Origin of the sequence: Bradyrhizobium sp. 197 (assembly GCF_023073375.1) — a bacterium.
Lineage (GTDB): Bacteria > Pseudomonadota > Alphaproteobacteria > Rhizobiales > Xanthobacteraceae > Bradyrhizobium.
Genome location: NZ_JADPJJ010000138.1, coordinates 1 through 26,997, shown reverse-complemented (window position 1 = coordinate 26,997; position 26,997 = coordinate 1). Strand labels below are relative to the sequence as shown.

26 protein-coding genes and 2 pseudogenes are annotated in these 26,997 nt (G+C 63.0%); 21 read left to right on the top strand and 7 right to left on the bottom strand.

The features are described 5' to 3' along the window. The first annotated feature begins 40 nt into the window (after window positions 1-40). From IVB27_RS30465 to moaC, 4 genes are read left to right on the top strand one after another with little or no spacing between them, the layout of a single operon-like run. Window positions 41-1,939, top strand: a complete 1,899-nt coding sequence (locus tag IVB27_RS30465) for a peptidylprolyl isomerase (protein ID WP_247446574.1) — start codon at window positions 41-43, stop codon at window positions 1,937-1,939. Window positions 1,940-1,957: 18 nt separating this feature from the next. Continuing rightward, the gene (gene trpD / locus IVB27_RS30460; RefSeq protein ID WP_247349214.1) at window positions 1,958-2,971 is read left to right on the top strand and encodes an anthranilate phosphoribosyltransferase; all 1,014 of its coding nucleotides are present in this window, start codon (window positions 1,958-1,960) and stop codon (window positions 2,969-2,971) included. 7 nt (window positions 2,972-2,978) lie between these two features. Continuing rightward, window positions 2,979-3,797: an indole-3-glycerol phosphate synthase TrpC gene (trpC, locus tag IVB27_RS30455; RefSeq protein WP_247446573.1), complete on the top strand. Its 819-nt coding sequence runs from the start codon at window positions 2,979-2,981 to the stop codon at window positions 3,795-3,797. Next, window positions 3,797-4,309, top strand: a complete 513-nt coding sequence (gene moaC, locus IVB27_RS30450; protein ID WP_247446572.1) for a cyclic pyranopterin monophosphate synthase MoaC — start codon at window positions 3,797-3,799, stop codon at window positions 4,307-4,309. The genes trpC and moaC overlap by 1 nt, the downstream gene beginning before the upstream one ends. A gap of 11 nt (window positions 4,310-4,320) precedes the next feature. On the opposite strand, the gene IVB27_RS30445 is transcribed toward moaC, so the two are convergent. After that, complete coding sequence (locus IVB27_RS30445; protein WP_247446571.1) at window positions 4,321-4,911, bottom strand: CGNR zinc finger domain-containing protein; 591 nt, start codon at window positions 4,909-4,911, stop codon at window positions 4,321-4,323. 138 nt (window positions 4,912-5,049) lie between these two features. Here IVB27_RS30445 and IVB27_RS30440 point away from each other — a divergent pair, with 138 nt between their 5' ends. From IVB27_RS30440 to IVB27_RS30420, 5 genes are all read left to right on the top strand, one after another. After that, on the top strand, window positions 5,050-6,465 hold the full coding sequence (locus IVB27_RS30440) for an amidase (RefSeq protein ID WP_247446570.1): 1,416 nt from the start codon (window positions 5,050-5,052) through the stop codon (window positions 6,463-6,465). After that, the gene (locus tag IVB27_RS30435; RefSeq protein WP_247446569.1) at window positions 6,462-7,718 is read left to right on the top strand and encodes an MFS transporter; all 1,257 of its coding nucleotides are present in this window, start codon (window positions 6,462-6,464) and stop codon (window positions 7,716-7,718) included. The genes IVB27_RS30440 and IVB27_RS30435 overlap by 4 nt, the downstream gene beginning before the upstream one ends. A 179-nt stretch (window positions 7,719-7,897) precedes the next feature. Beyond that, on the top strand, window positions 7,898-10,618 hold the full coding sequence (locus IVB27_RS30430) for a bifunctional diguanylate cyclase/phosphodiesterase (RefSeq protein ID WP_247446568.1): 2,721 nt from the start codon (window positions 7,898-7,900) through the stop codon (window positions 10,616-10,618). A 150-nt stretch (window positions 10,619-10,768) separates the two neighbouring features. Continuing rightward, a complete protein-coding gene (locus tag IVB27_RS30425) occupies window positions 10,769-11,305 on the top strand; it encodes a TetR/AcrR family transcriptional regulator (protein WP_247446567.1) in 537 nt (178 codons plus the stop codon). An 87-nt stretch (window positions 11,306-11,392) separates the two neighbouring features. Then, on the top strand, window positions 11,393-12,244 hold the full coding sequence (locus IVB27_RS30420) for a DMT family transporter (protein ID WP_247446566.1): 852 nt from the start codon (window positions 11,393-11,395) through the stop codon (window positions 12,242-12,244). A gap of 100 nt (window positions 12,245-12,344) precedes the next feature. Here IVB27_RS30420 and IVB27_RS30415 read toward each other — a convergent pair whose 3' ends face one another. After that, window positions 12,345-13,682 carry a S41 family peptidase gene (locus tag IVB27_RS30415; protein WP_247446565.1) on the bottom strand — a complete coding sequence of 446 codons (1,338 nt, stop codon included), beginning with the start codon at window positions 13,680-13,682 and terminating at the stop codon, window positions 12,345-12,347. A 299-nt stretch (window positions 13,683-13,981) separates the two neighbouring features. Here IVB27_RS30415 and IVB27_RS30410 point away from each other — a divergent pair, with 299 nt between their 5' ends. The 6 genes from IVB27_RS30410 to IVB27_RS30385 all read left to right on the top strand — a co-directional run bounded on the left by IVB27_RS30410 (window position 13,982) and on the right by IVB27_RS30385 (window position 19,256). After that, a complete protein-coding gene (locus IVB27_RS30410; RefSeq protein WP_247446564.1) occupies window positions 13,982-15,115 on the top strand; it encodes an alpha-hydroxy acid oxidase in 1,134 nt (377 codons plus the stop codon). A 13-nt stretch (window positions 15,116-15,128) separates the two neighbouring features. Beyond that, window positions 15,129-15,755, top strand: coding sequence for an HAD family hydrolase (locus IVB27_RS30405; protein ID WP_247446562.1), 627 nt, complete (start codon window positions 15,129-15,131; stop codon window positions 15,753-15,755). Between the two features lie 169 nt (window positions 15,756-15,924). Continuing rightward, window positions 15,925-16,116 carry a hypothetical protein gene (locus IVB27_RS30400; RefSeq protein WP_247446561.1) on the top strand — a complete coding sequence of 64 codons (192 nt, stop codon included), beginning with the start codon at window positions 15,925-15,927 and terminating at the stop codon, window positions 16,114-16,116. Between the two features lie 225 nt (window positions 16,117-16,341). Continuing rightward, window positions 16,342-17,553 carry a molybdopterin molybdotransferase MoeA gene (locus IVB27_RS30395; protein ID WP_247446559.1) on the top strand — a complete coding sequence of 404 codons (1,212 nt, stop codon included), beginning with the start codon at window positions 16,342-16,344 and terminating at the stop codon, window positions 17,551-17,553. A 176-nt stretch (window positions 17,554-17,729) separates the two neighbouring features. After that, a complete protein-coding gene (lexA, locus tag IVB27_RS30390; RefSeq protein ID WP_247349229.1) occupies window positions 17,730-18,431 on the top strand; it encodes a transcriptional repressor LexA in 702 nt (233 codons plus the stop codon). Between the two features lie 390 nt (window positions 18,432-18,821). After that, complete coding sequence (locus tag IVB27_RS30385; protein WP_247349230.1) at window positions 18,822-19,256, top strand: hypothetical protein; 435 nt, start codon at window positions 18,822-18,824, stop codon at window positions 19,254-19,256. Window positions 19,257-19,394: 138 nt separating this feature from the next. Here IVB27_RS30385 and IVB27_RS30380 read toward each other — a convergent pair. From IVB27_RS30380 to IVB27_RS30370, 4 genes and pseudogenes are all read right to left on the bottom strand, one after another. Further along, window positions 19,395-20,474, bottom strand: a pseudogene (locus tag IVB27_RS30380) (ComEC/Rec2 family competence protein); the annotation flags it as partial. Window positions 20,475-20,503: 29 nt separating this feature from the next. Next, a complete protein-coding gene (locus IVB27_RS43410) occupies window positions 20,504-21,637 on the bottom strand; it encodes a tyrosine-type recombinase/integrase (protein ID WP_247446557.1) in 1,134 nt (377 codons plus the stop codon). Window positions 21,638-21,663: 26 nt separating this feature from the next. Beyond that, window positions 21,664-21,819, bottom strand: a pseudogene (locus tag IVB27_RS43835) (excisionase family DNA-binding protein); the annotation flags it as partial. A 263-nt stretch (window positions 21,820-22,082) separates the two neighbouring features. Continuing rightward, window positions 22,083-22,436, bottom strand: coding sequence for a hypothetical protein (locus IVB27_RS30370; protein WP_247446555.1), 354 nt, complete (start codon window positions 22,434-22,436; stop codon window positions 22,083-22,085). Window positions 22,437-22,846: 410 nt separating this feature from the next. On the opposite strand from IVB27_RS30370, the gene IVB27_RS30365 reads away from it, so the two are divergent. The 6 genes from IVB27_RS30365 to IVB27_RS30340 all read left to right on the top strand — a co-directional run bounded on the left by IVB27_RS30365 (window position 22,847) and on the right by IVB27_RS30340 (window position 26,419). Further along, window positions 22,847-23,134 carry a pyocin activator PrtN family protein gene (locus tag IVB27_RS30365; RefSeq protein WP_247446554.1) on the top strand — a complete coding sequence of 96 codons (288 nt, stop codon included), beginning with the start codon at window positions 22,847-22,849 and terminating at the stop codon, window positions 23,132-23,134. A gap of 56 nt (window positions 23,135-23,190) precedes the next feature. Continuing rightward, window positions 23,191-23,676, top strand: a complete 486-nt coding sequence (locus IVB27_RS30360; protein ID WP_247446553.1) for a hypothetical protein — start codon at window positions 23,191-23,193, stop codon at window positions 23,674-23,676. After that, window positions 23,673-23,918: a winged helix-turn-helix domain-containing protein gene (locus IVB27_RS30355; protein ID WP_247446552.1), complete on the top strand. Its 246-nt coding sequence runs from the start codon at window positions 23,673-23,675 to the stop codon at window positions 23,916-23,918. The genes IVB27_RS30360 and IVB27_RS30355 overlap by 4 nt, the downstream gene beginning before the upstream one ends. A gap of 6 nt (window positions 23,919-23,924) precedes the next feature. After that, on the top strand, window positions 23,925-24,272 hold the full coding sequence (locus IVB27_RS30350; protein ID WP_247446551.1) for a hypothetical protein: 348 nt from the start codon (window positions 23,925-23,927) through the stop codon (window positions 24,270-24,272). A 169-nt stretch (window positions 24,273-24,441) separates the two neighbouring features. Next, complete coding sequence (locus IVB27_RS30345) at window positions 24,442-24,849, top strand: hypothetical protein (protein ID WP_247446550.1); 408 nt, start codon at window positions 24,442-24,444, stop codon at window positions 24,847-24,849. A gap of 97 nt (window positions 24,850-24,946) precedes the next feature. Next, window positions 24,947-26,419, top strand: a complete 1,473-nt coding sequence (locus tag IVB27_RS30340; protein ID WP_247446549.1) for a DUF8370 family protein — start codon at window positions 24,947-24,949, stop codon at window positions 26,417-26,419. 51 nt (window positions 26,420-26,470) lie between these two features. Here the strand turns inward: IVB27_RS30340 and IVB27_RS30335 are convergent, their stop codons facing one another. Continuing rightward, window positions 26,471-26,707: a DUF6894 family protein gene (locus IVB27_RS30335; RefSeq protein ID WP_247446548.1), complete on the bottom strand. Its 237-nt coding sequence runs from the start codon at window positions 26,705-26,707 to the stop codon at window positions 26,471-26,473. Window positions 26,708-26,997: the final 290 nt, after the last annotated feature.

The window sequence follows — 26,997 nt, the reverse complement described above, 5'->3', positions numbered from 1 at the left end:
ACGCGCTCCCGTTCCCCTCCTGCCAAACAAGTTGGACCAAATGCTTCGAGGAATGCGCAAGGCCTCATCAAACTGGCTCGGCAAGACCATTATGGCCATCGTGATGGGCGTGTTGATCATCAGTTTCGGCGTTTGGGGCATCGCCGACATCTTCAAGGGCTTCGGCCAATCCACGGTGGCCAAGGTCGGCGGCACCGAGATTTCGCTGAACGAGTTCCGCCAGACCTATACCGACCGCCTGCAACAGATCAGCCGCCAGTTCGGCCGTCCGCTGTCGCCTGAGCAGGCGCGCGCCTTCGGCCTCGACCGTCAGGTGCTCCAGCAGACGATCGCGGAAGCCGCCCTCGACGAAGAGGCGCGTCGGCTCGGGCTCGGCCAGTCCGACGACCAGATCCGCCAGGTCATCATGAACGACCCGAACTTCAAGGGCGTCGGCGGCAGCTTCGATCCGAATCGCTTCCAGGCCGTGATCCGCAATATCGGCTATACCGAGCAGCGCTACGTCTCCGAGCAGCGCAAGGTTTCACTGCGCCGGCAGATCACCGGTACGATCGGCGCCGGCCTCGAGCCGCCAAAGACGATGCTCGACGTGCTGACGCGCTTCCAGAACGAGCAGCGCGCCATTGAATTCGTCAGGCTCGACGCAGCCCAGGCAGGCACCATCGACGCGCCCTCGCCCGAGGCGCTCGCCGCCTATTTCGAGGATCACAAGGTCCAGTTCCGCGCGCCCGAATATCGCAAGATCGCGTTCGTCGTGGTCTCGCCGGAGGAGATCGGCAAGTGGAGCGAGGTGTCGGACGAGGACGCCAAGAAAGTGTTCGACCAGCGCAAGGACCGGCTCGGCACGCCTGAGAAGCGCCAGATCCAACAGATCGTATTCCCCAATGCCGCCGAGGCGCAGGCCGCACGCGAGCGGCTCACCAGCGGGACGTCGTTCGAGGACCTCGGCAAGGAGCGCGGACTGAGCGCATCCGACGTCGATCTCGGGCTCGTGACCAAATCCACGCTCGATCCCGCGGTTGGAGACGCCGTCTTCGGGCTTCCCGCCGGTGAAATCAGCCAGCCGATCCAGGGCCGTCTCGGCACGTCGATCGTCAAGGTCGACAAGATCGAGCCGGGCAATGAGGCGAACTATGCGAGCGTCGCCGCCGACATCAAGCGCGAGATCGCCACCGAACGTGCGCGCGTCAAGGTCGCCGATCTCCGCGACAAGATGGAAGACGAGCGCGGCGGAGGTGCCAGCGTGATCGACGCGGCGCAGAAGCTCGGCCTCACCGCCGTGACCATCGACGCCGTCGACCGTTCCGGCCGCACCCCGAACGGCCAGCCGGTCTCCAACATCCCGCAGGGCCTCGACGTGGTGTCGCAGGCCTTCAACACCGATGTCGGTGTCGACAATGACTCGATCTCGTTCAAGGGCGGCTATGTCTGGTACGACGTGGTTGCCATCACGCCCTCGCGCGACCGCAATCTCGACGAGGTTCGCGACCAGGTCGAGGCGCGCTGGCGGCAGGACCAGATCGCGACCAAGCTGAAGGCCAAGGCGACCGAGATGGTGCAGAAGCTCGAATCCGGCGGCAAGCTCGCCGACGAGGCCGCCGCGATCGGCGCCAAGGTCGAGACCGCCACCGGCTTCAAGCGCGATGACTCGCCCGCCAGCGTGCCCGCAGCCGTCGTGGCGGCCGCCTTCCGCGCCGCCAAGGACGGCGTCGGGCAGACGCCGGTGACCGGCGGCACCGAAGTGATCGTGTTCCGCGTCACCGACATCATCGATCCCACGGTCGACGCCGCCTCCGACGCGGTCAAGAAGCTGAAGGACAGCCTCGACCGCGCGCAGACCGAGGAGCAGATCGCTTCCTACGTCAACAGGCTCGAAACCGACATCGGCACCACCATTAATCAGGCCGCCTTCGCGCAGGTGACGGGCGCGAACCAGTAGAGCAGTTGAAAGCACGCGATGGACGACCTGAAATCGATCATTGGAAAAGTGGCGACCGGCGCCAGCCTGTCGCGTGATGAAGCGGCTTCCGCCTTCGACGCCATGATGTCCGGCGAGGCTACGCCCTCGCAAATGGGCGGCCTCCTGATGGCGCTGCGGGTACGCGGCGAGACCGTGGACGAGATCACCGGCGCGGTCTCGGCGATGCGTTCCAAGATGCTCACGGTCGACGCGCCCGCGGACGCCGTCGACATCGTCGGCACCGGCGGCGACGGCTCCGGCTCGGTCAATGTCTCGACCTGCGCCTCCTTCGTCGTTTCGGGCACAGGTCTGCCGGTGGCCAAGCACGGCAACCGCGCGCTGTCGTCGCGCTCGGGCGCCGCCGACGTGCTGGCATCGCTCGGGGTGAAGATCGATCTGAGGCCGGATCAGGTCAGCCGCTGCGTGCGCGAATGCGGCATCGGCTTCATGTTCGCCCCCGCCCATCATCCTGCCATGAAGAACGTCGGCCCGACCCGGGTGGAGCTTGCGACACGCACGATCTTCAATCTGCTCGGCCCCCTGTCCAATCCGGCCGGCGTGAAGCGGCAGATGGTCGGCGTGTTCTCCAGGCAATGGGTGCAGCCGCTGGCGCAAGTGCTCAAGAACCTCGGCTCCGAATCCGCCTGGGTCGTGCACGGCTCCGATGGCCTCGACGAAATCACCCTCACCGGCCCGACCTTCGTCTCCGCGCTCCACAATGGCGAGATCCGGAATTTCGAGGTGACGCCGGAGGACGCCGGCCTGCCGCGCTGCGAGGCCGGCGCACTCAAAGGCGGCGACGCCGACGCCAATGCGATCGCGCTCCAAAGCGTGCTCGACGGCAAGCCGAGCCCCTACCGTGACGTCGCGCTGATCAACGCCGCTGCCGCATTGGTCGTGGCCGGGCGTGCCAGGGACCTCAAGGAAGGCGTCGCGATCGGCGCAAAATCGCTCGACAGCGGCGCGGCGAGCGCGCGGCTGAAACATTTGATCGCGGTCTCGAACGGCTGAGCCTGACATGTCGGACATCCTGACCAAGATCGAAACCTACAAGCGCGAGGAAATCGCGGCCGCCAAGCGCGCGCAGCCGCTGTCGGCCGTGGAGGCGCAAGCCAAGGCGCAAGCAGCACCGCGCGGCTTCGTGCGCGCAATCAAGGCCAAGCACGCCAGCGGCGACTACGCGCTGATCGCGGAGGTCAAGAAGGCCTCGCCGTCAAAGGGCCTGATCCGCGCCGATTTCGATCCGCCGCTGCTCGCCAGGGCCTATGAGGCCGGCGGCGCCGCCTGCCTGTCGGTGCTGACGGACACACCCTCGTTCCAGGGCCATCTCGACTTCATGGTGGCCGCGCGCGCGGCAACTTCACTGCCGGTGCTGCGCAAGGATTTCATGTTCGACACCTATCAGGTGGCGGAGGCCCGCGCGCACGGCGCCGACTGTGTTCTGATCATCATGGCGGCGCTTGATGATGCCGCGGCAAAGGACCTCGAGGACGCCACCCTCGCCTACGGCATGGACGTGCTGATCGAGATTCACGACCGCGCCGAGTTGGACCGCGCGCTAAAACTGCGTTCGCCGATGATCGGCGTCAACAACCGCAATCTGCGTACCTTCGAGACCACGTTAGCGACCAGCGAGACGCTGGCGCCGTTGATCCCCGGGGACCGGCTGATGGTCGGCGAGAGCGGCATCTTCACGCCCGCCGATCTCGCCCGGCTCGAGCGCGTCGGCATCTCGACCTTCCTGGTCGGCGAGAGCCTGATGCGGCAAGCCGACGTCACCGCTGCGACGCGCACGCTGCTCGCACGCGAGACCGCGCGCGCCACAGGCACGCGCTGATGGCGCGTAAGCCCGCAAAGGCCAATCCGACGAAGACCGGCCCCGCCCTCACCCATATCGGCGCCTCCGGCGAGGCGCGGATGGTTGACGTGTCCGACAAGCCCGCGAGCGAGCGGCTCGCGGTCGCGGAAGGACGCGTCGTCATGACCAAGGCGACGCTCGACCTGATCGTCTCCGGCAACGCCAAGAAGGGCGACGTGCTCGGCACCGCCCGCATCGCCGGCATCATGGCTGCCAAGCGCACTTCGGAGCTGATCCCGCTCTGCCATCCGCTCGCGCTGTCAAAGGTGACGATCGACATCGAGCCCGACGCAAATCTGCCGGGCTGCCTCGTCCGCGCCAGCGTGAAGGTCAAGGGCCCGACCGGCGTCGAGATGGAGGCGCTCACCGCCGTGTCGGTCGCCTGCCTCACCATCTACGACATGATCAAGGCGGTCGAGCGCGGCGTGCGCATCGAGGGCATCCACCTGGTCGAGAAGCTCGGCGGCAAGTCCGGCCATTACCGCGCCTGATTGCCGCTGATCTATTTCGCCTCGCGCTGCCGCTCGCGATAGGCCCGCGTCTTCATCCGATTGCCGCACAGCGTCGACATGCACCACCGCCGCGTCGATGGTTTCGACCGGTCGAAGAACACCCGGCGGCATTCCTCCGAGGCGCACATCTTCAGCCGGTCCAGCGTTCCCACAAGCGTTGCGTTGTGCATCTCGATAGCGATAGTCGACAGGCCGGCGAGCGCATCCGCGCGCATCGCCGATAATACTGCGCCGCAGCCAACCCGCGCCTCCACCCGCAACGGAAACGCCGCGAGCGCGTCACCGAGCGCGCCGAGAACCTCCTTGTTCCGGCGCCGCTCGGCTGGGTCGCATTGCAGATAGGCGCGTAGCGCTTCGCGCAGCCGCAGCGCGGTAGCGAACATCGCGGGCGTGATGCGTCCGCCGCCGCCGAGGCCGCGCTCCTGCATCCAGTCCGCGATCTGCTTCATCCCGGCAATTTCGTCGCTCTGCGGGTGCTCCACACCGAAATGCGTGAAGTGGCGAACATCGAGCGTGTTGGCGAAATCGTAGACGTTCGCCAGCGCGTCGGGAACCTGGAATTTGCGTGACTCTTTCGACATCAGGACACCAGAGGAATTAAAACACCAGTAAAACATATTTACCGGTTGACAGCAATAGACACCTGTATTTTATTTATACCGGTGTCGATTACTCGTTGAGACCGAGCGTCATTGCGATGACAAAAAATGGAGAACGCCGTGGCCGAAGCCCTGCACTATCTCGAACTCACCGAGCTTGCTGCACGCCTCAAGGCGCGCGAAATCTCCGCGCTGGATGTGACGCGCGCGCAACTCGACCGTATCGACGCCCTGGACCGTGAACTCGGCAGCTACGTTCACGTGATGGCGGAAACGGCTATCGACGAGGCGAAAGCCGCGGATGCCGAAATCGCAAATGGCCAGTATCGGGGCCCGCTGCATGGCGTACCGATTGCGCTGAAGGATCTGTTTTGGACCAAGGGCATTCCGACGGCGACCGGCACTACGCTTCATCGCGATTTTCGTCCCGGTGAAGATGCGACCGTCGCGCGCAGGCTCAGGGATGCAGGCGCCGTGGTGCTCGGCAAGTTGCAGCTCACCGAGGGCGCCTATTCCGATCACCATCCGTTGGTGACGCCACCGCGAAATCCATGGAATCCGGATTACTGGCCGGGTATTTCATCCAGCGGCTCGGCGGTTGCGACGGCCGCCGGACTTTGCTTCGGCTCGCTCGGCTCCGACACCGGCGGCTCGATCCGCTGGCCCTCCGCCGCCAACGGCCTGACCGGGCTGAAACCGAGCTGGGGCCGCGTCAGCCGCCACGGCACGTTCGAGCTGGCCGCGACGCTCGACCATATCGGACCAATCGGCCGCAGCGCTGTCGATGCCGGCGTGCTGCTTGGGGTCATCGCCGGACACGACCCGAACGACCCGACGTCGCTGCTCAATCCGGTGCCGGACTATCTTGCCGCGGCCGCACAGGACGTGCGGGGCTTGCGGATCGGCGTCGACGCTGCCTGGAACAGCGAGGACGTGGACGTTGCGACACAGCACGTGTTGGCGGATGCCATCGATGCTTTCCGCGCGCTTGGCGCCCACACCGTCAACGTCAGATTTCCCGACGTAAGACAGGCGATCACCGACTGGACCCCTAATTGCGCGGTGGAAGCTGCGGTCGCGCACGAGGCAACCTATCCTGCCCGCAAGAACGAGTATGGTCCGATCCTCGCCTCGCTGCTCGAGGCTGGTCGCGCGCTCTCCGGTCTCGATTATCAGAAGATCCTGCTGCGGCGGCTGGCACTGCGCGGCCAGGTGACTGCGCTGTTCGAGACCATCGACCTGCTGCTGATCCCGGTACACCCTTTCGCGCCGTTGACGCTGACCATGATCCGGACGCTCGGCGAGCAGCCGGATCTGATTGCGAAGCTGCAGCGCTACACCTGCGCGTTCGACATGACCGGTCATCCCACGATCACGCTACCAGGTGGTGCATCGGCGGACGGACTGCCGATCGCGTTCCAGCTTGTTGCCGCCCATCTCGACGAGGCCACGCTGGTTCGCGCTGGCGCAACGTTCCAGCGTGTCACGTCCTGGCATCGTCGCCATCCTTCCCCCACCTCGCGGAGGCAGCATTGACCATTCCATTCAAGCCCGCTGGGCGAAGCATCTTCCACGGCTGGTTCGTCGTCGCGGGGGCATTTGCCGTCATGTTCGTCGGCTTTGGTTCTGTCTACACATTCAGCGCATTTCTGGAGCCGCTCCAGCGCGATTTCGGCGCCTCCCGCGGTTCAATCTCGCTGGTGTTCTCGATTGCGGGCTTTCTGTACTTCGCCCTCGGACTCGTCAGCGGCCCTCTCGCCGACCGGCTCGGTTCGCGTCCACTGGCCGTCGCGGGCATGATCCTGATGGCGGTTGGACTAGCGGCCGCGAGCGCTGCACGTTCCCTCATGGAGGTCTATCTCGCCTACGGGCTCGGCGTCGGCCTCGGCGTCGGCTGCGCCTATGTTCCAGCAATCGGCGCGGTCCAACGCTGGTTCGTGAAGCGCCGCGGCTTTGCCTCTGGGCTCGCGGTGAGCGGCATCGGGCTCGGTACGCTGGCAATGCCGCCGCTCGCCTCATTGCTGATCTCATCGACGGGCTGGCGCGGCGCTTATCTGGTGCTGGGCGCGATCGCGCTGGTGCTAGGCGGCGGGATGTCGCTGCTCATCGAGAACGATCCGAAGAACCGCGGCCTCCGACCCGACGGCGATCCGCCTTGCGATTCGGCGGACGCAAACAACGCCGGCGGCGCCTCGGTGCGCGAGGCCGTCCGGTCGACGCGGTTTATCGCCCTTTATGTATCGTGTCTGGTCTGCTCGTTCGGCGCCTTCGTTCCATTCGTTCATCTCGTGCCTTACGCGCGCGACCATGGGGTCGCGGCGTCCTCTGCCGTGCTGCTGCTCGGCGTGATCGGGGCCGGCAGCACCGCGGGCCGCTTCTTTCTCGGCGCGGTCGCCGACCGGATGGGCCGCGACCGCTCGCTGATCATGGTCCTGATCGGAATGGCGTTCGCGATGGCGATCTGGGCCGTTGCGGCTGATGTCTGGGCCCTCGCCGCCTTCGCCTTCATCTACGGCGGGTTCTACGGCGGCTGGGTCGCGGTGCTACCAGCGGTCGTGATGGACTATTTCGGCGGACGCAACGTCAGCGGCATCATCGGCGTTCTCTACACCAGCGTTGCCTTCGGGACGCTGGTCGGCCCGAGCGCTGCCGGATTCGCCTATGATGCGAGCCACAGCTACGCGCTGCCGATCCTGATCAGCGCCGCCGCGAACATCGTCGCGGCGCTGATCGTTGTGGCGATCCTGGGGCGCCGCAGCACGCGGACGATCAACGCAATGAAGAGCTGATCGATCCGAACTTGATGTTCTGCACGCCTCCCGGCTTCGCGCATCGATCGTATTTGTGCGTGTCCATTCACGGCGCATTAACCCAGCTTCCTAACTTCACCTCCACCCCGTTCCCGTAAACCAACGGATGTTTCCGGGGCCGCGAATTGACCCTGGCGTGTGCATGACAACGATCGATCATGATGACGAGATTCGGCAGCCGCCTTTTTGACCATGCCTTCGTCCGCAGCGGACCGATCCGCTGGCTGGTGGTGGGCGGCATGTTGCTGATCGCGGCGATCGCTGTCGGCGCGACGCTGATGGCGCAGAATTTCCGCGAACGTGCGCTTCGCAATTCCGGCCGCGAGCTGGAAAACACCGTGCTGATGCTCGCCCATCATTTCGACCAGCAATTGCAGGATTTCGCCGTCATCCAGCAGGATTTCGTCGACCACGTTCGCGCCACCGGCATCACCAGTGCAGCGGACTATCGCAAACGCCTCTCCGGCCAGGACATCCACCGGATGCTGCGCTCGAAGATCGAGGCACTGCCCTACATGGGCGGCGTCAACATCATCGATGCCGAAGGCAATTTGATCAATTCGTCGACGGCATGGCCAGTCCCGAAATTGAACGTCGCCGATCGCGCCTATTTCCGGACCTTTCGATATGATCCCAATGCTCCCGACGTCCTGATCGAACCACTGCACAGTCGCATCTCCGGAGCCTGGACCATCCTCATCGTGCGCAAGATCGTCGGACCGAACGGCGAATTCATGGGTGTGGTCGGACGCGGCATCGAGCCGGCAGGCTTCGAAAAATTCTTCGAGACCGTCGTGCTCGGCGAAGGAGCGACGATCTCGATGCTGCATCGGGACGGCACTCTGCTGGCCCGATATCCCCATTCCGGCGAATTGATGGGACGAAATTTCAAGAACGGTCCGTTCGAGCACCAGAGGGTCTTCGGGCTCGATCAGTTCGCCGGCCGCTTCATGAGCCCGGTCGACGGCGAGGACCGGCTAATCTCCTCGCATGCCCTGCCCCACTTCCCGATCTTGATGATGGCTACCACGACGCGCGCGTCGGCACTGATGGACTGGCGCGAGCAGATCGGCATCCTGATCTCGGTCGCCGCCTCTTCCGCGCTCGCCATCGCGGGCGTGCTGATCGCGATCGTGCGCAAGCTCCTGGAGCAGCACCGCCTTTCGCGGGAACGGCTGACGCTGGAAAAGCAGCGTCTTGACCGCGCCGTCAACAACATGACCCAGGGCCTGCTGCTGTTCGACGCCTCGCAGCAGCTCGTGATCTGCAATCAGCGCTACATAGAGATGTACGGGCTGTCTGCCGAAATCGTGAGACCCGGCTGTAGCTTCCACGACATCATTGCGCACCGCAGCGCCACCGGCTCTTTCACCGGCGATGTGGACCCGTATATCGCACGGGTCCTGCGCGACATCCATGTGCGCAATTCGATGGTGGTCGACACCTCCGACGGTCGCTCGATCCAGATCGTCAACGAACCGCTCACGGACGGCGGCTGGGTGGCGACACACGAGGACATCACGGAGCGCCGGCGCATCGAGGAGCGCATCACCCATCTCGCTCATTACGACGCGCTGACCGACCTGCCCAACCGCACCCTGTTCCACGAGCATCTGCGCGAGGAACTGGTTCTCGTCGCCGCGGGCGAACAACTCGCGGTGCACTATATCGACATCGACGAGTTCAAGGGCGTCAACGACGCGCTCGGGCATCTCGTCGGCGACGAACTCCTGAAGTCGGTCGCGCAGAGCCTCCGCCGGTGCGCAGGCCCGGCGGACTTCGTGGCGCGGCTTGGCGGCGACGAATTCGCCATCGTACAGAGCGCGGTGACGTCGCTGGATCAGGTCAACGAGCTCGTCGCGCGGCTGTTCGAGGCCATCCGCGCGCCATTTGACTGCATGGGCCATCATCTTGCCACCGACGCCAGCATCGGCATCGCACTGGCACCCGACCACGGAACGGCGCTCGACCAGATCCTGAAGAACGCGGACATGGCGATGTACGCCGCCAAAGCCGCCGGACGCCGCACCTATCGCTTTTTCGAGCCGGAGATGGACGCCAAGGTCCACGAGCGGCGGCAGCTCGAGATCGATCTGCGCCACGCCATCGCCCATGGCGGCCTCGATGTCTATTACCAGCCCTGCCTCAGTCTGAAGGACGACCGCATCACTGGCTGCGAGGCGCTGGTGCGCTGGCGTCATCCCGAGCGCGGCATGGTCTCGCCGGCCGAGTTCATCCCGATCGCCGAGGACACCGGCCTGATCAACGAGATCGGGGAATGGGTGCTGGCGACCGCCTGCCGGGACGCCGCCAACTGGCCCGACGACATCCGCCTCGCCGTCAACGTCTCACCGGTGCAGTTCAAGAGCGGCACGCTGGCGCTGAAGATCATGGCGGCGCTCGCTGCCTCCAATTTGCCGGCGAGCCGGCTCGAGCTCGAGATCACCGAGGCGGTGCTGATCCGCGACGACGACACCGCGCTCGCGATCCTGCATCAACTCCGCGCCATCGGCGTGCGCATCGCGCTCGACGATTTCGGCACCGGCTACTCCTCCCTGAGCTATCTGCACCGCTTCCCGTTCGACAAGATCAAGATCGACCGCTGCTTCGTCAACGACATCGCCGGCCCCGACGGCTCCGCCAGCATCGTGCAGGCCGTCGTCAATCTCGCGGCCGCTCGCCGCATGACCACCACGGCCGAGGGCGTCGAGACCGAGGAGCAGCAGCGGCTGCTTCGCGCGCTCGGCTGCTCCGAGATGCAAGGCTATCTGTTCAGCGCCGCGAAGCCTGCCGACAAGGTGCTGGAGCTGTTCGCGCTCCATCGCAGCCGGCTCGCCCAGCGCGGTGGAAACGAGAGCCGACGCCGCGAAGCGGGCTAGAAACATCGACGGACAGCCAATCGGCGCGAGCGACCGCTTGGAATTCAAGACCATTTGGTCTATATATCGGAGATGCGCCGCCAAAGCCCAGTGCAGTTGCCCCGTGGCCGTCCCCGAAGTTTCGACACGGAAGCCGCTGTCGAACAGGCGATGGGCGTGTTCTGGTCGCGCGGCTATCATGCCACGGCGCTACCGGACCTGCTTCGAGCGACGAAGCTATCGCGTGGCAGCCTCTACGCCGCTTTCGGGGACAAGCACTCGCTGTTCTTGCGTGCGCTTGATCGCTACGTCGCCGATGCCGTGACGCGGATGAACGTCGAACTCAACCCCCGCAGAGAGCCGGTCGACGGCCTGCGGGCCTACCTTGCCGGCTACGTTGAGCGAACGAGCGGTGCCAATGGTCGGCGCGGATGCCTGCTGGTGGCCACGGCCATGGAACTGGCCGGCCGTGACGCTGAAGTTGATCGCCGCATCGGGAGCTTTTTCAAGGCCATGGAGGCCAAGCTGGCTGATGCCCTGTCCCGTGCGAAGGCGGCGGGCAAATTGGCCGATGGCGTCGAGCCTTCCAGTGCCGCCCGAATTCTCGTCTGCTTCCTTTGGGGGCTACGAGTGGTCGCCAAAACGGCACCGACACGGATCACGTCGCAAGCCGCCGTTGACGCTCTTCTCGACCGCTTCATTAGGTAAACAACCCATTTAGGTAAACAACCCATGGACGCCTCCGCTATTGGCGCGTCGATATCTAGACTGATCGGTCTTGAAAGGAAGAATGCCATGTCTGCCATCCAGATCGTCTGTGCGGTGGCCGTCCCCTTGCTCTGGGGTTATCAGTTCGTCGCCATCAAGGTAGGCGTTACGGAGTTTCCGCCTCTCTTCTTCCTCGCACTGCGCTTCCTGGCCATCGCGCTGTTGCTCGTTCCGTTCGTCAAACGGCCCACGCGTGCACAGTTCGGCCCCATCGTAGCTATTTCGATTTTCCTCGGTGGGCTGAACTTCGGGCTCTTCTATGTTGGCCTTGGGCTCGGCTCGGGAAGCATGTCGGCCGTCGCATATCAACTCGCGCCGCCCTTCACCGTCCTGTTGGCGTGGCCGCTGCTCGCCGAGAGGCCGTCTCTCACCACGTCCGCCGGAGTGGTGCTTGCATTTGTCGGCGTGGTCGTATTGGCGGCGGAGCCCGGCCTGTCGGCAAACGCGCTTCCCCTGCTGCTCGTGGTCGGGGCAGCCTTCGCATTCGCCGTGTCCAACGTCTTGACGAAGCGCTACGGCCCTTTTGATCCCCTGATGTTGATGGGGTGGTCCTCGCTGCTCACGGTGCCGCAGGTCATGTTGATGTCGTTGCTCCTTGAACACGGACAACTCGCGAGCCTTGTCACCGCGGATGGACGTGGTTGGCTGGCACTCGCCTACACGATTTTCATCGGAGGAATTGTCGGGTTTGGACTCTGGTTCTGGCTGATCGGGCGTTGCTCGATGGGTCGCGTCGCCCCCTTCGGTCTGCTGCTTCCGGTGTTCGCCCTGATGTCGAGCGTGTTGTTTCTTGGCGAACACATGACCTCAAAGTTGATCATCGGCGGGCTGCTCGCGATGTCCGGCGTTGCCATGACGCAGTTGAGACCGAGCGCTTGACCAATGTGAACCAGGAAGTCGCGTCGTTGCAGCGTCCCAAACGAATTCGCCCGGGAGCGGTCATCCACTCCCGGGCGATCGATGTCTGGAATCGCGAGACTTAGTTCGGCACCGCAGCCTTCGGCGCAGGCTTGGCCGCGACAGCATTCGCGGTTTGGCCGCGCAGGAAGTCATAGGCAGTATGCAGCGCCTTGTCGTCCTTCTCTTCCGGCGGAACATAGGACTGTGATCCGGTCTGCTCCGTGCCATCGGCCGCCTGAAGATGGCCGCGCATCTGGGACTCCGCCATGGTGTCCATCCGGCCCTTCAGCTCGGGCGGCACGTCCTGGAGGATCTCGATGTCGGGCGCGATGCCCTGGGCCTGGATCGAGCGGCCCGACGGCGTGTAGTAGCGCGCCGTGGTCAGCGCCAGCGCACCGTTGCGGGCACCGAGCGGAATGATGGTCTGCACCGAGCCTTTGCCGAACGAGCGCGTGCCGATGATGGTCGCGCGCTTGTGGTCATGCAGTGCGCCGGCCACGATCTCGGAGGCCGAAGCCGAGCCGCCGTTGACCAGAACCACGAGCGGCTTGCCCTTGGTGAGGTCGCCGCCGTGCGCGGTAAAGCGCTGGGTCTCTTCCGCATTGCGGCCGCGGGTCGAGACGACCTCGCCGCGCTGCAGAAACGCGCTCGACACCGACACGGCCTGGTCGAGCAATCCGCCCGGATTGTTGCGCAGGTCCATCACGTAGCCCACGAGCTTCTCCTGCGGGATGTCCTTGGAGATCGACGCGATTGCCTTCTTCAGGCCGTCGGTGGTCTGCTCGTTGAACGAGGAGACGCGGATATAGCCGATATCGCCGTTCTCGACGTGGAAGCGGACGGGGCGCACATGGATGATCTCGCGCTTGATCGCGACGTCGAGCGGGGCGTCGGCCCCCTTGCGCACGATCGTGAGCTTTGTCTGAGTGTCGACCGGGCCCTTCATCTTGTTGACGGCCTGCTCGAGTGTCATGCCCTGCACGGCATCGCCGTCGATCTTGCTGATGAGGTCGCCCGACATGATGCCGGCCTTGGACGCCGGCGTGTCGTCGATCGGCGAGACGACCTTGACGAGGCCCTCCTCCATCGTGACCTCGATGCCGAGCCCGCCGAACTCGCCGGAGGTGGTCTCCTGCATCTCGGTCCAGGCCTTGTCGTTCATGTAGCGCGAATGCGGATCGAGCGCGGTCACCATGCCGGTGATCGCGCCTTCGATCAGCTTGGCATTGTCGGGTTTCTCGACATAGCTCGCCTTCACCCGCTCGAATACTTCGCCAAACAAATTGAGCTGGGAATAGGCGTCATTCGCGCTCGCTGCCGCCCGTGCTGCCCATACGCCGCCGTGCGGACTGGCTACCAAAAGGGTCAGACACGCTCCGGTGAGAGCGCCCAAGGGGAACAGCAGGGTTTTCCGCATGGATAGACAGGCCTTTTTGTTGCTTTGGGCTTCGGCGGCGCCATGCAAATGGCGATCCAGCCCGCTGTTCACAATACCATTCTGGTTTCTTCAAGGCCGAGATACCACGCCGGCGGCTAGACCGTAAAAAATCCCTTCGCCCGGGCCTAAACTTTTGGCAACGTTCCGAAACCGTTTCGCGCAAGACGGGAATCGGTCCGCCGGCCCACGCCTCGCAGCTATGCGATTTTAGGATGGTTTTGGAGGGCCGGACACGATAGGCGATGACAATAAGACTTCAAATTCTCGGGAGGACAACAATGAATGACGCGCCCCGCACCCGGCCGGAGAGGAACGTCGAACTCGGCGCCAGCGCCGAGCCGTTCCAGAACCTGCACGAATTCATCCGCAAGGCGCGTGCCAATCTGAACCAGAACGCCTGGGACTACATCGTCGGCGCCGCCGAGACCGAGACCACGATGCGTCGCAACCGCATGGCGCTGGACGAAATCGCCTTCCGCCCGCGCGTGCTTCGCGATGTCAGCAAGGTCGTCGGCTCGGTCGAGCAATTCGGCCGCAAGATGCGCCTGCCGGTGGTGCTCGCCCCCGTCGGCGCGCTCGAAATCTTCGATCCGGATGGCGCGGCGAGCGTGGCACGCGCCTGCGGCACTTTCGGTGCGGCGCACATGCTGAGTTCGGTGTCCGAGCCCGGCCTCGAGAAGACCGCCGAGGCGGCACCTGGCGCGCTGCGCCTCTACCAGCTCTATGTGCGCGGCGACGATGCCTTCGTCGCCGACGTTGTCAGCCGGGCCGAGAAGAACGCCTATGCCGCCTTCTGCCTGACCGTCGATACCGCCCATTACAGCCGTCGCGAGCGTGACATCGCCAAGCGGTACGTTCGCGAGAGCCGCCTGCGCGCCACCGGCGGCGATTTCCAGAAGGGCCTGGAGTGGCGGACGGTGAAGATGATCAAGGACAAGTTCAAGATCCCGCTGATCCTCAAGGGCATCGCGACGCCAGAGGACGCGCTGATCGCGATCGATCACGGCGTCGAGTGGATCTACGTTTCCAACCATGGCGGCCGTCAGCTCGATCACGGTCGCGGCGCCATGCACGTGCTGCCCGAGATCGTCGATGCCGTGAAGGGCCGCGCCAAAATCATGGTCGATGGCGGTGTCTGTCGCGGCACCGACATCGTCAAGGCGATCGCGGCGGGCGCCGACCTCGTCGGCATCGGCCGGCTGCAATGCTGGGCACTGACGGCGGCCGGCGAAGCCGGCGTGGCGCGCATGCTGGAGCTGCTCGAGGACGAAGTGCTGCGTTGCCTCGGCTTGCTGGGTGCGACTTCGTTCGCCGAGGTCGACAAATCCTGCCTCCATGCAGCGACCGCAACCAACGCGCCGAGCGTGTTCAGCGCGTTTCCGCTGTTCGACCACGAGCCATATCGATACTGAGTGAAAGGACGCTATGACATCGCTCTCTCCTGGCAGCGCGGATGCGCTTCTGTTCGATCTCGGCCGCGTGGTGCTCGATATCGATTTCTCCAAGGCGATCGCCTGCTGGGCGGGACATGCTGGCTGCGAGCCCGATGCCATCGTCGCGCGCTACGTGCGGGACAGCGAAGCCTATCGGCTGCACGAGGTGGGCAAGCTCAGTGACGAGGACTATTTCGCCTCGTTGCGAGATTCGCTCGGAATCGGCATTTCGGACGCGCAGTTCCTGGAAGGCTGGAACGCGATCTTCACCGGCGAAATGCCTGATATCGCCGAGCTGTTGCCGCGGGCAGCGAAGCAGATGCCGCTCTACGTCTTCTCCAATACCAACCGGCCGCACGTGGACTATTTCTCGAAGGAATATGCCGACGTCCTCCGCCATTTCCGCGAGCTGTATTTGTCGTCCAGCATCGGCCTGCGCAAACCGAATGCGGAGGCCTTCGACCACGTCGTTGCTGCGATCGGCGTGCCCGCCGGGCGTATCGTGTTCTTCGACGATCTTGCCGAGAACATCGAAGGCGCGCGGGCGCGCGGCATGACGGCGGTGCATGTGACCTCGCCGCGTGACGTCGGGATCGCCCTCAAGGCGCTGGGGATCTGACCGCCGGCCTGGCGCATTGCCAGGCAAGCCGACCTGCCGATCCGGAACAATTTCACCCGGGGACGAGGAACCAAAACACTTTGTGCATTTTTAGACAGAGTTCCAGGAACGGAATGCCACCCTCCGGACTCTTGAGTCCGTTGGGACTTCTACGGACGGATGCATCATCGTGTTGGGCAAGACCTACCTCACCAAGCAGGCCTCTCTTCTTCTTGAATTCGCCAGGACAACTTCAGACTCGGACCTTTCCGCCAAGCTCGTGAGCAAGGCCGCCGACCTGAAATCCCAGGCCGATCCGCTTCCCGACAAGGATCAGGGGCCGAAGGCGCCCGACGTAAGTCCCGAGCAGACAGCGACCTGATCGGTGCTGGCCGGGGCGGTCGTCATCTCGTCCCTGCCATGGTCACTCTCCTGCCGATCTGTCTCGTTCCTCGGATCATGCCGCGACGGGCTTGATCTTGCCTTCCAGAACAATGTGAAGCAGCGGGATGACTGTCCCCGCTCAGCTGTTTTTGCCTCTGCGCCCGCGCTCGGCTAGAAGACTTGCGGAACATTCGCCCGAACGTGCCGAGCAGGAGTTTTCGCCGTGGCCTTGATGCCGGTTTCTGACGCGCTTGCCGCGGTGCTGGCGGGTGCAGAGCCGCTGCCCGAAGAGATGGTTGCCATCGACGAAGCCTACCATCGCGTGCTCGCGCGCGACGTCGCGGCCCGGCGTACGCAGCCGCCGCGAGCGATGTCGGCGATGGATGGCTACGCTGTGCGCGCGGCCGATGCCGCGACGATCGATTCGAAGCTCACCGTCATCGGCGAGGTCGCGGCGGGTCGGCCGTTCGCGGGAACGGTCGGCGCCGGCGAGGCCGTGCGGATCTTCACCGGCGGCGTCGTTCCCGACGGCGCCGACGCCGTCGTGATCCAGGAGGACACGGTCGCCGACGGCAAGCGCATCACGATCAAGGAAGCCGCGATCGCCGGACGGCACATCCGGCCCGCCGGTGTCGATTTCCGCGAGGGCGACGTGCTCCTGCGCAAGGGAAGCCGTCTCACCGAGCGCGACCTCGCGCTTGCGGCCGGGATGAATCACCCGCACCTCGCCGTTTGCCGACGTCCGAAGGTCGCGATCCTCGCCACCGGCGACGAGCTGGTGATGCCGGGCACCACGCCCGGTCACGGCCAGATCGTCTATTCCAACGGCTACGCCCTGCACGCGCTCGCTCGCAGCGAGGGCGCCGAGACCATCGACCTCGGTATTGCCGCCGACACGCTGGAGGCCACCACCGTCGGCATTCGACGCGCCCGCGAGAGCGGAGCCGACATCCTGATCACGACCGGCGGCGCATCGGTCGGCGACCACGATCTGGTCCAGCAGGCGCTGAGGGACGAAGGCATAACGATGGCGTTCTGGAAGATCGCGATGCGGCCGGGCAAGCCGATGATGCACGGGCGGCTCGGCGCGATGGAGGTGATCGGCCTGCCGGGCAATCCCGTGTCGTCCTACGTCTGCGCTTTCCTGTTCTTGGTGCCGCTGATTCGCGCTCTCTCGGGCCGTTCAGTGATTCACCATCGCCGCGAGCGCGCCGTGCTCGGCCGCGACGTCGGCGCCAACGACCAGCGGGAGGACTATCTGCGCGCGCATCTGGAGGAGCGCGACGACGGCACGCGCGTTGCCCTTCCCGTCAACCATCAGGACTCTTCGCTGCTTGCGAATCTCGCTGCGGCACAGGTACTTCTCGTGCGCGCACCGTTCGCGCCGAAAGCCGAAGCAGGCACACCTTGCGAGGTGTTGCGGCTCCCCGTGTGAGCGCCCCGACAACGCATGTTCCGCGAACTTCGCTCTGTTCACGGTAAATTAAGCAGTTGCGGAACACATATCGAACATATAGTGTCCGTTCATGATTTGTTTCGAGCGTGTAGCGGCTTATTGCTGAATTCAGCGTCTCGGAATCGAACGACATCAAACGGGAGACTTTGGTCGAGATGTTAACGCGCAAACAATACGAGCTTCTGCGGTTCATCAATGAACGTCTGAAGGAAAGCGGCGTGCCGCCCTCCTTCGACGAGATGAAGGATGCGCTCGACCTGCGCTCGAAGTCGGGCATCCATCGCCTGATCACGGCGCTCGAGGAGCGCGGCTTCATCCGACGCCTGCCCAATCGCGCCCGTGCGATCGAGGTCATCAAATTGCCCGAGCTCCAGGCTGCCGCCGGCAGCCGCCGCGGCTTCACGCCGAGCGTCATTGAGGGCAATCTCGGCAAGGTGCGTGCGAGCTCCAGCCTGCCCGCGGACGATGGTGAACGTCCGGTCGCGGTGCCGGTGATGGGCCGGATCGCGGCCGGCACACCGATCGAGGCGTTACAGACCCGCAGCCACACTATCAGCGTACCGCCTGACATGCTTGGCTCGGGCGAGCACTACGCGCTCGAAGTGCGCGGCGATTCCATGGTCGAGGCCGGCATCCTCGACGGCGACATGGCGCTGATCCAGCGCAACGAGAGCGCCGATACCGGCGACATCGTGGTGGCGCTGATCGACGACGAGGAAGCAACCCTCAAGCGCTTCCGCCGCCGCGGCGCATCGATCGCGCTCGAGCCCGCCAACGGCGCCTATGAGGTGCGCATCCTGCCGCCGAACCGGGTGAAAATTCAGGGCAAGCTGATCGGGCTGTACCGAAAGTACTGAGCCTGTACGGCAGTCACGCAATTCCAATTGGAGTGGACGGATTGCCCGCTCCGGCTGGATAGTCATCCTGGTTCTGCACAGATTATCCGGCCGCTTCTCCGGCGGTCCGTCCTCGACACGCCGCGCCAAGCATCCCAGAGGCTTCGCGGCGTTCCGGTTTGAGGAGACGTCATGCGCAAGGGCATCTCCGGCCGCTGACGTGCGCGACCGAAATGCCCAGGAGCAGGCTTTGTTCCTAGCCGATTCGGGAAAGATAAAGTGATCGCGGCGTGCGGAAACCAGCCGCAGATTTGCCCATAACCAAGCAGAGGCTTGTGTGTTTCCACTCTGATAGGGGCCTGCGCCTCGATAAGAGACGCCGGTTGCTATCCCAGCAATGAGGAGCACCCGATGTGTGACTACAGCCTGCATGCCATCGCGTCGCGCCCCGCCGAAGTCGGCGAGACGGTCGTCACGACAACCTTCCGCGGCACCTCGACGCGTGGTTTTGCGTCCGCAGCCGATCCGACTGTGGCCGTCTGCCTGCTGCCGGGAACGGAGCTCGCCTTCGCCGACAACATCCGCTACGACAATCGCTGGATCTGGACACGCACGATCAATTCCCGTGTCGGCAAGTTCGGCAAGATCGATCCGCACATTCCCGACCGCCATCATGACGCGATCGAATTCCCCGACGGCAAATACGTGCTGGTGACCCAGCTTGTCGAAGGACAGCGCGCGACCGTGCTGCAACTGCCGGTGACGCTGCCGGCCGGCGAGCGCGAGCACAAGCCGCAGATCATGGCCAACAGGCAGCCGACCATCACGCGCCTGCCGATCGGCTGACACGGTCGCCCTCCGGCCACGGGATCGGAGGCCAGGATTGATTTGCAATCGCCGGCCGTGGCCGGCGAGGTGGTGTGGTTTGCGTCCAGCGAATCCGATCGGATGCACCAGCCCACTGCATCTCTCCGCACGATCCGATTAATCGTCGGCTTGCAAATCGATTTCCGCCGGCGTTGCGTCCTTGCTGCGTGGCGGGATCGCTTTCGGCGCAAGACTGCCGTCGAAATCACCTTCGCCTGCGCCGGCCGGCAACCAGGGACGGCTCGTGCCTCTTTCCCTCACCGCCTGAACTGCAAAGCCGTCACCACGCTGCGTCAGCGCCAGCGCGCTCTGGCTCGCGAGCCGCCGTCGATCGACCACCATCGCGGCGCAATCGGGCGGCGCGGGACGTGCCGTCACCACCAGCGCGGCGCGGTTGCAATCGTCCGCCAGCGCGTCGATGCGCAGTGCCAGCGCGACCAGCCGCCCATCGGCGAGCGGCGTCACGCAGCCGGATTCATCGCAAGACACGCCGGCCGCCAGCGAGGTGCTGGCGGCATCGCGCGGATCGGCGTCGGCAGCCAACCACTCCTTGAGCAAAAAGCTATCCTTGCTCGTCTTGATCAGGTGAAGATGTCCGTCCTTGCCCCGCACCGCGACGCTCTGGCCATCCCCGGCAATCAGGATGTCGGGCTGCCGCACCGACAGCCCCCAGAGAATCGCGACCAGCAGCACCAGTACGCCGGACCAGCGCAGCGGCGTGCGCAACAGGCCCAGCACGATGATCCCCAGGCTCGCCGCGATCAGCGGCGCGATGCCGAAAGCCGGGATGCGGCCGATCGCGCCCGGCAATGCCGCGACCCAGCGCGAGACCACGACCATCCAGTCGATGCCGATCCCCATCAGCCACCAGAACACGCTATCGAGCCCGAAGGGAGCCGCAAGCAGCCCGAGCAGCCCCGCCGGCATCACCAGCGCCGAGACCACCGGCATCGCACCGAGATTGGCGAGCACGCCGAACGGGGTGACGCGGTGGAAGTGGAAAGCGGCATAGGGCGTGGTCGCAAGTCCCGCGATCAGCGAAGCCATGAACAGCATCGCGATCTCGCGCCCGCCCCACATCGCAACGCGCGCGGTCGCCGAATGATCGGGCGATGCGAACAGGTTCGGCATGCCGATCTGCACCAGCGCCACCAGCCCGAGCGTCGCGGCGAACGACATCTGAAATGTGGGACGCAGATTCCTAATTCATTCGTAAACTCAAACGCTTAACTTGCCCTCTTGATCTTACTCCGGGATTTTTTCCGGGACTCCGCGAGCCGCTCGACGGCAACAGCTACATCCTCGTCGAGGACATGCGCGTATCGCAGCGTGCTCTTAATGTCTCGGTGGTTGAGCGCCTTCTGCACCAGCTTGAGGTTGCCGCTGTCGCGCAGCAACTTAGTTCCGAAGTCGTGGCGGAAGTCATGAAAACGAAAGTCGGCAATGCCTGAGTTCGCGCGGAGGCGCTGCCAGGCGGTCTTCGCTCCCGTGTAGGTCAGACGGTAGCGCTGTCCCCTAACCCGGCCCAGGCGCTTGTTGCCATAGACGGCAACGTAGGTGAAGCAGAACTCTGGGTGCTGCCCTTGCAACGGGAATAGGATGTCCCGCACCCCTGGCGTGATCGGAAACACCACGCGCCGACCGCCCTTGCCAAGCCGCACGATCTGTCTGGTCCCAAAATCGACCTCAGACCAGCGCAGCGTCACGCACTCCTTCAGCCGCATACCGCTGGCGCGGACGAAATCGAAGAACGGGCCATAATCGGGGCGCATAGCGTCATCGAGCGCGTCGGCCTCCTCAATCTTTAGTTCACGGACACGCTCCACCGGCTCGGACAGCAGTAGCTTGTCCCATTCGGGTTCATTCTCAAACACTGCCTTCTCGGCCTTGGCGAAGGTGAATAGCCGCTGCAGCACCTTGGTCGCCGACCGGTTGACGGTGGCGTTCGAGACCAGCGGCAGGGCCAACTCTTCTTCCTTGGTCCGTTTGCCGCGCCGGGAGACGCGATGCCCCCGTCGCCATGCCACGAGATCCTTGGCCGCCTTGTGGTCAATCTCGGTGAGCGGCTTCTCCTTACCGAAATATTCGATCAGCCGCGCCAGGTTGGTCTCAGTAGCTTTCGGCTCCGAGTCATATTGCGCGCTGTCATTCCAGAGCCGGTCCGCGACATCATCAATCGACAGCGAAGCCTTGGTGCGCCGCGTCGCCTTCACCAGAGCCTTGGCTTTCTCTAGCTCTGCAGCCTCGAACTTTTCTGCATCTCGCCTACTCGTGCATTTCGTGCTGCCATGAAACCGATGACCTTCGTGCTGGAAGTCGAATTGGTAATACGGCGAACGCTTGTCACGGTAGACGGACACGGCACTTCCCTCCTGCGGCGGCCTTCAATGAACTCGTTCAGATCCGTGTCGGTGAATCGGCGGCGTGGCCGCTTTTTGCCGAGCCCGACGTTGATGTATCCGAGGGCGCCCTCGCTAACGAGGTCGCGGAGATGATCTTCGGTGATGTTAAGCCGAAAGGCCGCTTGCTCGGGTGTGAGCAAGTGGTTGTCATTGGCTGGAATGGGCAAGAGCGCGCCCCTACGAAAATTGCTCTGCTTACCTCGTCAGCCGAAGCCGACGCACGAGTCACATTATACATGTCGCTTTAGAACAAATGCGGCACAAACTGACGCTGTAATCCATTCGTAACAATTCGTTACTTGCTTTTCAGAAGGCAGATGGCCCGCGCCGGTTGAGGCACGGGCCAATTCTAAAACGGTTTTAGATTTCAGGCCACGACTGGCCGCCGATTCAACGTTGGTGATTATAGCGCGACCATCCCCGGCCGGGATGCCACGTCCTCTACCACCCGAAGCAGCGCCGCCGAGTCCTCGTTCTCCATGGCCCATTCCAAGCTCTGGGCAAGCGCAACGGCGCGCATCTGGTTCTCGTCAGTGCGTGTCAGCAGCGCCGCCGTGGCCACGCTACGAGCCGCGTACAGCCCCTCTAGCAGGCTCGCCGCCCATGCGTCGGCCGGTCCGCTACAGCGCGGTGCCAAGGCCAACCCGGTCAGTACAGCCGCCAGGGCGTGGGCTATGTCGTGAATTGCAATGAGTTCGCGGGTGGTGGCGCCGACCGTGATGGGTGTCGCGGTATGGATTCGGGTATGGGCGTTCATTGTCGTGATGCTTTCGGTGCGGCTTATCAAGGCCGTAGCCGGTGTCAGACCGGTAGCCGGGAGTTGATAACCTGCGAAAGCGACAGGCGGCTCGCGCTTTTAAGGGTTTCCCCTCTGGACATGGCGCGGCCCTCCCGGCCATAATGGCCAGGTTGGAGCGCACGCCAATGCGCTGCCTTCATCCGACCGCCGCCCCTTCGCTGCCAGGCGAATGGGCAATTCCTGCCAGGGAAATGCGGTCTGTAGCTTTCGTCCGGGTTATCAAGCCCACGGACATCATCATCTGATTCGGTAAAAAAGCCACCCCTCCTTTCGAGGCGCTTCGGCGCGTTTTGGCTTGCCGGTGGATTACGGGGATGTCCGCCTCTGGGGATTCGCCATGGTCGGCGCTTCGCACTTACACCGGAGGGATGAATACCGCGTTCCTTCTGTTGGCCCAATACGACGGCTTGGCGATCATCCCGGCCGACAAGGTTTGCGCGGACTACTTCCCGCACCTGAAGCCAGACCAGTTCCTCAGGAAGATCGGCGCGGGCGAAATCAAGCTTCCCCTGGTGCGGGCTGAGATGAGCCAGAAGTCGGCCAAGGGCGTGCACCTTCAGGATCTGGCGGACTACCTCGACCGGCGCCGGGACGCGGCGCGCAAAGAACTGGAACAAATTACCAAAAATCGATGCCCCGCAGTGCCGCCAAAGTAACGCAAGCTGCAATATGCCGAGCTATCCGCGCGGCCAAGCAAACGGGCGCCGGATCGGTGCGGATCCTGCCCGATGGCACGATTTCCATTGATCCATATCCAGCAAACGATGGTGCGGTGCCAGCGGCAGCAACACCTCGCCGCCGCTTCGGTGAACGCCTTGCGCAGCGGACAGACATGGAAGCCCATCCGTTAGCCGCGGCACTTGCTCGGTGGAAACGGGGCGAGATCACCTGGCAGCAGTTGCCGCCGGGGCGTTATGCGGATGGCATGCGCGTTTACGCTGATGGCGAGTGGGAAGCGGAGGTCTTGGCGTCGCCTTTGCAGAAGCGTGAGAGAACGGCGCTGGAGGCCTACTTCAAGGCCAAAGGCACAATAGGTTACGTCAAGGGTGGAGGCATGCTGACCACCGAACGTTTGGCAGTTCGGGGGTACGTCGAGATTACTCAAACCCGGCCCGAAGGGCGCGTTCCATTCTATGGCATCACACCGGCCGGCGAAGCGGAGTGGCTGCGCCAAACCTCACAGACGGACGAGCTATGACAACGCCATCACCTCAAACACTCGAGCGAGAGAGAGACAAACTCTTCCTGACCGACGCCGAATTGATCCGTCGCCTCGGCGTGCCGGAAAAGATCATGCGGCCAATGCTGCCGGGCCTCGAAAGCAAATATGGCTTTCCGCGGAAGCAGGCGCTCTTCGGAGCCAGACGGTACTGGCCCGCCGTGAAGGCGTGGCTGGACAAGCACAATGGGTTGCCTGATCCGTCGAAACTGACTCGGTGACGCGGCATGGCGATGCTCTCAATCAAACAAGCGGCCGCAGAGCTATCGGTGTCTCACCAGTGGCTGAAATATTGGCTCGTCGACAATCCGGTCGATGCAGCCGGCACCCCGCTCTATGTACGAATGGGAAACCGCATGAAGTTCGAAAAGAAAGACGTTGAGCGAATGCTGGTTCACTTGCGTGAGCTAGAGGCTGCTCGTCTAGGGCCGAGCATAAAAGCAAAGGCGCGACTGGCAGGGCTCATGTCAAAGGTGGGCGGATACGATCATCTAGTTGCCGTTCGCGATGCCGCGGAGCGGAGGAAAAAAGCAGAGAAGAAACCGCAAAGGCGCGCACGGTTACCCAGCGCTTGATCCTCCTGCATCCCTTCTGCGCTACGTGAGAGCACTCCTGAGTCGCGGCGGGTCAAAGATTCATTGGTGGCAATGCACCACAATCACTTCGACACGCCCCCCGCCATAAAGACTAGTTGCCCCCTGCGGCTTGCTCGCCTTATGGTCGTGACGGGTCTGGGGGATTTTCATGAAGATCATATTTGCACTTAGTACCGCGCTTCTGCTCGCTGCCTGCTCATCAACTCCCGCCGATCTCGAAGCCAAAGCGCCACCTATCATCCAGACCTATCCGGAAAACTACCAAGAAATCTATCGGAGAGTTTCAACGACCGCGAAGCGCTGTTTCGCCGGCAACGTCGGTGCTTATGCGTCCTTTGCGGTCGACTCAGAATTGTATTCAGAACTCGGCTATGGCGAGCTAACACTTTCTTTGATCAACATGGGAACGCGCAATTACTACGTTTCAGCCCGCGTCGATAAGCAGGCGACCGGCTCAAAGCTGACGGTTCGTTCGGGCAACACCTTGGCAAGCGAGCGATACAAAACGCTCTTGCTGGGCTGGGCCGGCGGCGATCAGAATTGTCCGGTGATTTAACAAATGAAGATCGCCATTTTATCTGTTGGCCTTTGTGCTGCTGTGTCGCTCGCTGCCTGCCCGGCGTGTTGGTGACTTTTGAACGCGAGACGTTTGCATGGCCACTTTTTTTAATGAGTATTTTGGGATTGATGCGGAGACGTTGGACAGTTATGGCGCCCTGAACATTTCGATCATCAATGACCTTCCGTTATTTATTGATCCCTTTTTGCTGTTTAACAGCGAGAAGGATGAGTACCGCGCCCTTCACGACGCGATGATCGACTACCTGGTGTTTCTTCGCGATCGATCCGCGAGGGGGCCGGTCAGCGATGCCCTGCTATCGAGTTGGTACTGCTTCGGCGAGGTGAAGCAGAACTGGCTCGGTTTCTCTATCAGTGGCAACGGCGGTACCGGGCTCGGGATGGATTTCGCTCGGGCCTTACACAGCAATCTGCACAGCTTGTTCTCAGACTTCGGCGAGGAAAAAATCACCGAGGGGAGCCACTTGGAGAAGGTGTGCTTGATCTCCGATGGAGTCGGGCGCGACAACATCAGCGATTTCACGACTAATCTAATCAAAGACTATCTTTGTCGATATACTGAGCAGTTCGCCGCGCAGCACCTGAAGCCTAGCGACGTCCGGCAGGTGGCCGTAGGAAAGACTCGGTTCAAGTACGAGACGGAGACATGGGAGCGGGCCACGTATGCTCTGCCTTGGGTTAATGGTGATTTCGTCATCCTGACTCCAAAGGACATCCTGACCAGAGACGAAAATTGGATCAACAAGGGCGATCTGGTTGGCGATTTTCAGAACATTCCGACAGCGATTTCAGATTCACAGTTACGGGCGCAGGTTGAGAATTATTTCCACAAGATCCTTGATAGGCCTGGTCGTCGTCGCCATTCCAGCGCCAAAGAGCGGTCGGAAGCCGCCAGAAGGACTCTGTTAGAATTCCCGCAGCTCATCGACTATTACATCAAACTGAAGGAACAGCACGGCGACGACGCAGCCGATCTTAGCGCCGAGAAGGTGCTTGCAACTGAATACATGTTCATTCGGCAGATCGCCGATATTCAAAAGACGCTGCTTCGCGAGACTGCCTTTTACGGAACCAGCGGCGGCGCCTATGAAGAAGCGCACGCGCGCGTCGGGTATCTCAAGGATGTCATCGAGAACAAGGGTGGACACCGGCTATTTTATCACGACGGGGCACCAGTTCAGCGAGAAAAAGACCTTCAGATCCTCTATCGCCTGGTCTGGTTCGGGACCCCTTCCGATGTTGGTACCGAAGCAAACGACGGCAGAGGACCGGTTGATTTCAAAATCTCACGAGGTGCCCACGACAAAACACTAGTCGAGATGAAGTTGGCAAAGAATACGCAGCTAGAGCGAAACCTTGAGAAGCAAGTCCCGATTTACCAAGCTGCAAGCGACGCCCAAAATGCAATCAAGGTGATCCTCTATTTCAGCGTCGCCGAGCTTCGGAAGGTGAATACAATTTTGAAGAAACTGGATCTGGCAGACAACAAAGATATCGTTCTAATTGATGCCCGCGACGACAACAAACCGTCGGGTTCTAAGGCTTAATTGGTCAGGCGAGTGAGGTCATCAGCCACTAAAAGCGCCACCCCCTCACCTTCACAACAACCGCCGCGGTTCTGCCGCGTTCACCACATGCCGACCGACCTTAGCACCTGAGGCGTCAACCACGATTACGACAGTGCCCGCATCGCGGTCACATTCGGGATCGCTGGCGATGTCCCGAGCGATCCGCGCACCGTACTGCACTGCTAGTTCAGCAGAGCCAAATAGCTCCCCCACATCGTCCGCCTGAGTCTCTCCCTTGTGGAAGATCGGGAAGAAGTAACGTCTCATAGCCGCCCTCGTCTTTTAGCGCGGCGATCATGCCCACGTGTCAGGACGGCGCGCACCTGTCGGGAACGACAGGGACAGCTGCGCTAGCGTCGCTTCCACCTTAGGTCACACAACACCCGCGTGCCCAAACGGTCGGTCACTGTTTCGCAAGGGTCCCCATGTGCACGCTGCCGCACATTCAGTTCCTGTAACTAGGGTCTGTTGGGATTCAGGATTCTCATCGGGGCTTGGTTGTGATTCAAGCTTGGGATGGACCGATTCGTTTTGACTGACGCCCAATGGGCGAAGAT

Coding starts and splice junctions, on each gene's coding strand:
- IVB27_RS30365 (WP_247446554.1), top strand. CDS start 22,847: ATGAATACCGCGTTCCTTCTGTTGGCCCAATACGACGGCTTGGCGATC.
- trpD (WP_247349214.1), top strand. CDS start 1,958: ATGGACGACCTGAAATCGATCATTGGAAAAGTGGCGACCGGCGCCAGC.
- trpC (WP_247446573.1), top strand. CDS start 2,979: ATGTCGGACATCCTGACCAAGATCGAAACCTACAAGCGCGAGGAAATC.
- IVB27_RS30410 (WP_247446564.1), top strand. CDS start 13,982: ATGAATGACGCGCCCCGCACCCGGCCGGAGAGGAACGTCGAACTCGGC.
- IVB27_RS30445 (WP_247446571.1), bottom strand. CDS start 4,911: ATGTCGAAAGAGTCACGCAAATTCCAGGTTCCCGACGCGCTGGCGAAC.
- IVB27_RS30405 (WP_247446562.1), top strand. CDS start 15,129: ATGACATCGCTCTCTCCTGGCAGCGCGGATGCGCTTCTGTTCGATCTC.
- lexA (WP_247349229.1), top strand. CDS start 17,730: ATGTTAACGCGCAAACAATACGAGCTTCTGCGGTTCATCAATGAACGT.
- IVB27_RS30335 (WP_247446548.1), bottom strand. CDS start 26,707: ATGAGACGTTACTTCTTCCCGATCTTCCACAAGGGAGAGACTCAGGCG.
- IVB27_RS30355 (WP_247446552.1), top strand. CDS start 23,673: ATGACAACGCCATCACCTCAAACACTCGAGCGAGAGAGAGACAAACTC.
- IVB27_RS30425 (WP_247446567.1), top strand. CDS start 10,769: ATGGGCGTGTTCTGGTCGCGCGGCTATCATGCCACGGCGCTACCGGAC.
- IVB27_RS30370 (WP_247446555.1), bottom strand. CDS start 22,436: ATGAACGCCCATACCCGAATCCATACCGCGACACCCATCACGGTCGGC.
- IVB27_RS30385 (WP_247349230.1), top strand. CDS start 18,822: ATGTGTGACTACAGCCTGCATGCCATCGCGTCGCGCCCCGCCGAAGTC.
- IVB27_RS30345 (WP_247446550.1), top strand. CDS start 24,442: ATGAAGATCATATTTGCACTTAGTACCGCGCTTCTGCTCGCTGCCTGC.
- IVB27_RS30340 (WP_247446549.1), top strand. CDS start 24,947: ATGGCCACTTTTTTTAATGAGTATTTTGGGATTGATGCGGAGACGTTG.
- moaC (WP_247446572.1), top strand. CDS start 3,797: ATGGCGCGTAAGCCCGCAAAGGCCAATCCGACGAAGACCGGCCCCGCC.
- IVB27_RS30350 (WP_247446551.1), top strand. CDS start 23,925: ATGGCGATGCTCTCAATCAAACAAGCGGCCGCAGAGCTATCGGTGTCT.
- IVB27_RS30420 (WP_247446566.1), top strand. CDS start 11,393: ATGTCTGCCATCCAGATCGTCTGTGCGGTGGCCGTCCCCTTGCTCTGG.
- IVB27_RS30465 (WP_247446574.1), top strand. CDS start 41: ATGCTTCGAGGAATGCGCAAGGCCTCATCAAACTGGCTCGGCAAGACC.
- IVB27_RS30430 (WP_247446568.1), top strand. CDS start 7,898: ATGATGACGAGATTCGGCAGCCGCCTTTTTGACCATGCCTTCGTCCGC.
- IVB27_RS30415 (WP_247446565.1), bottom strand. CDS start 13,682: ATGCGGAAAACCCTGCTGTTCCCCTTGGGCGCTCTCACCGGAGCGTGT.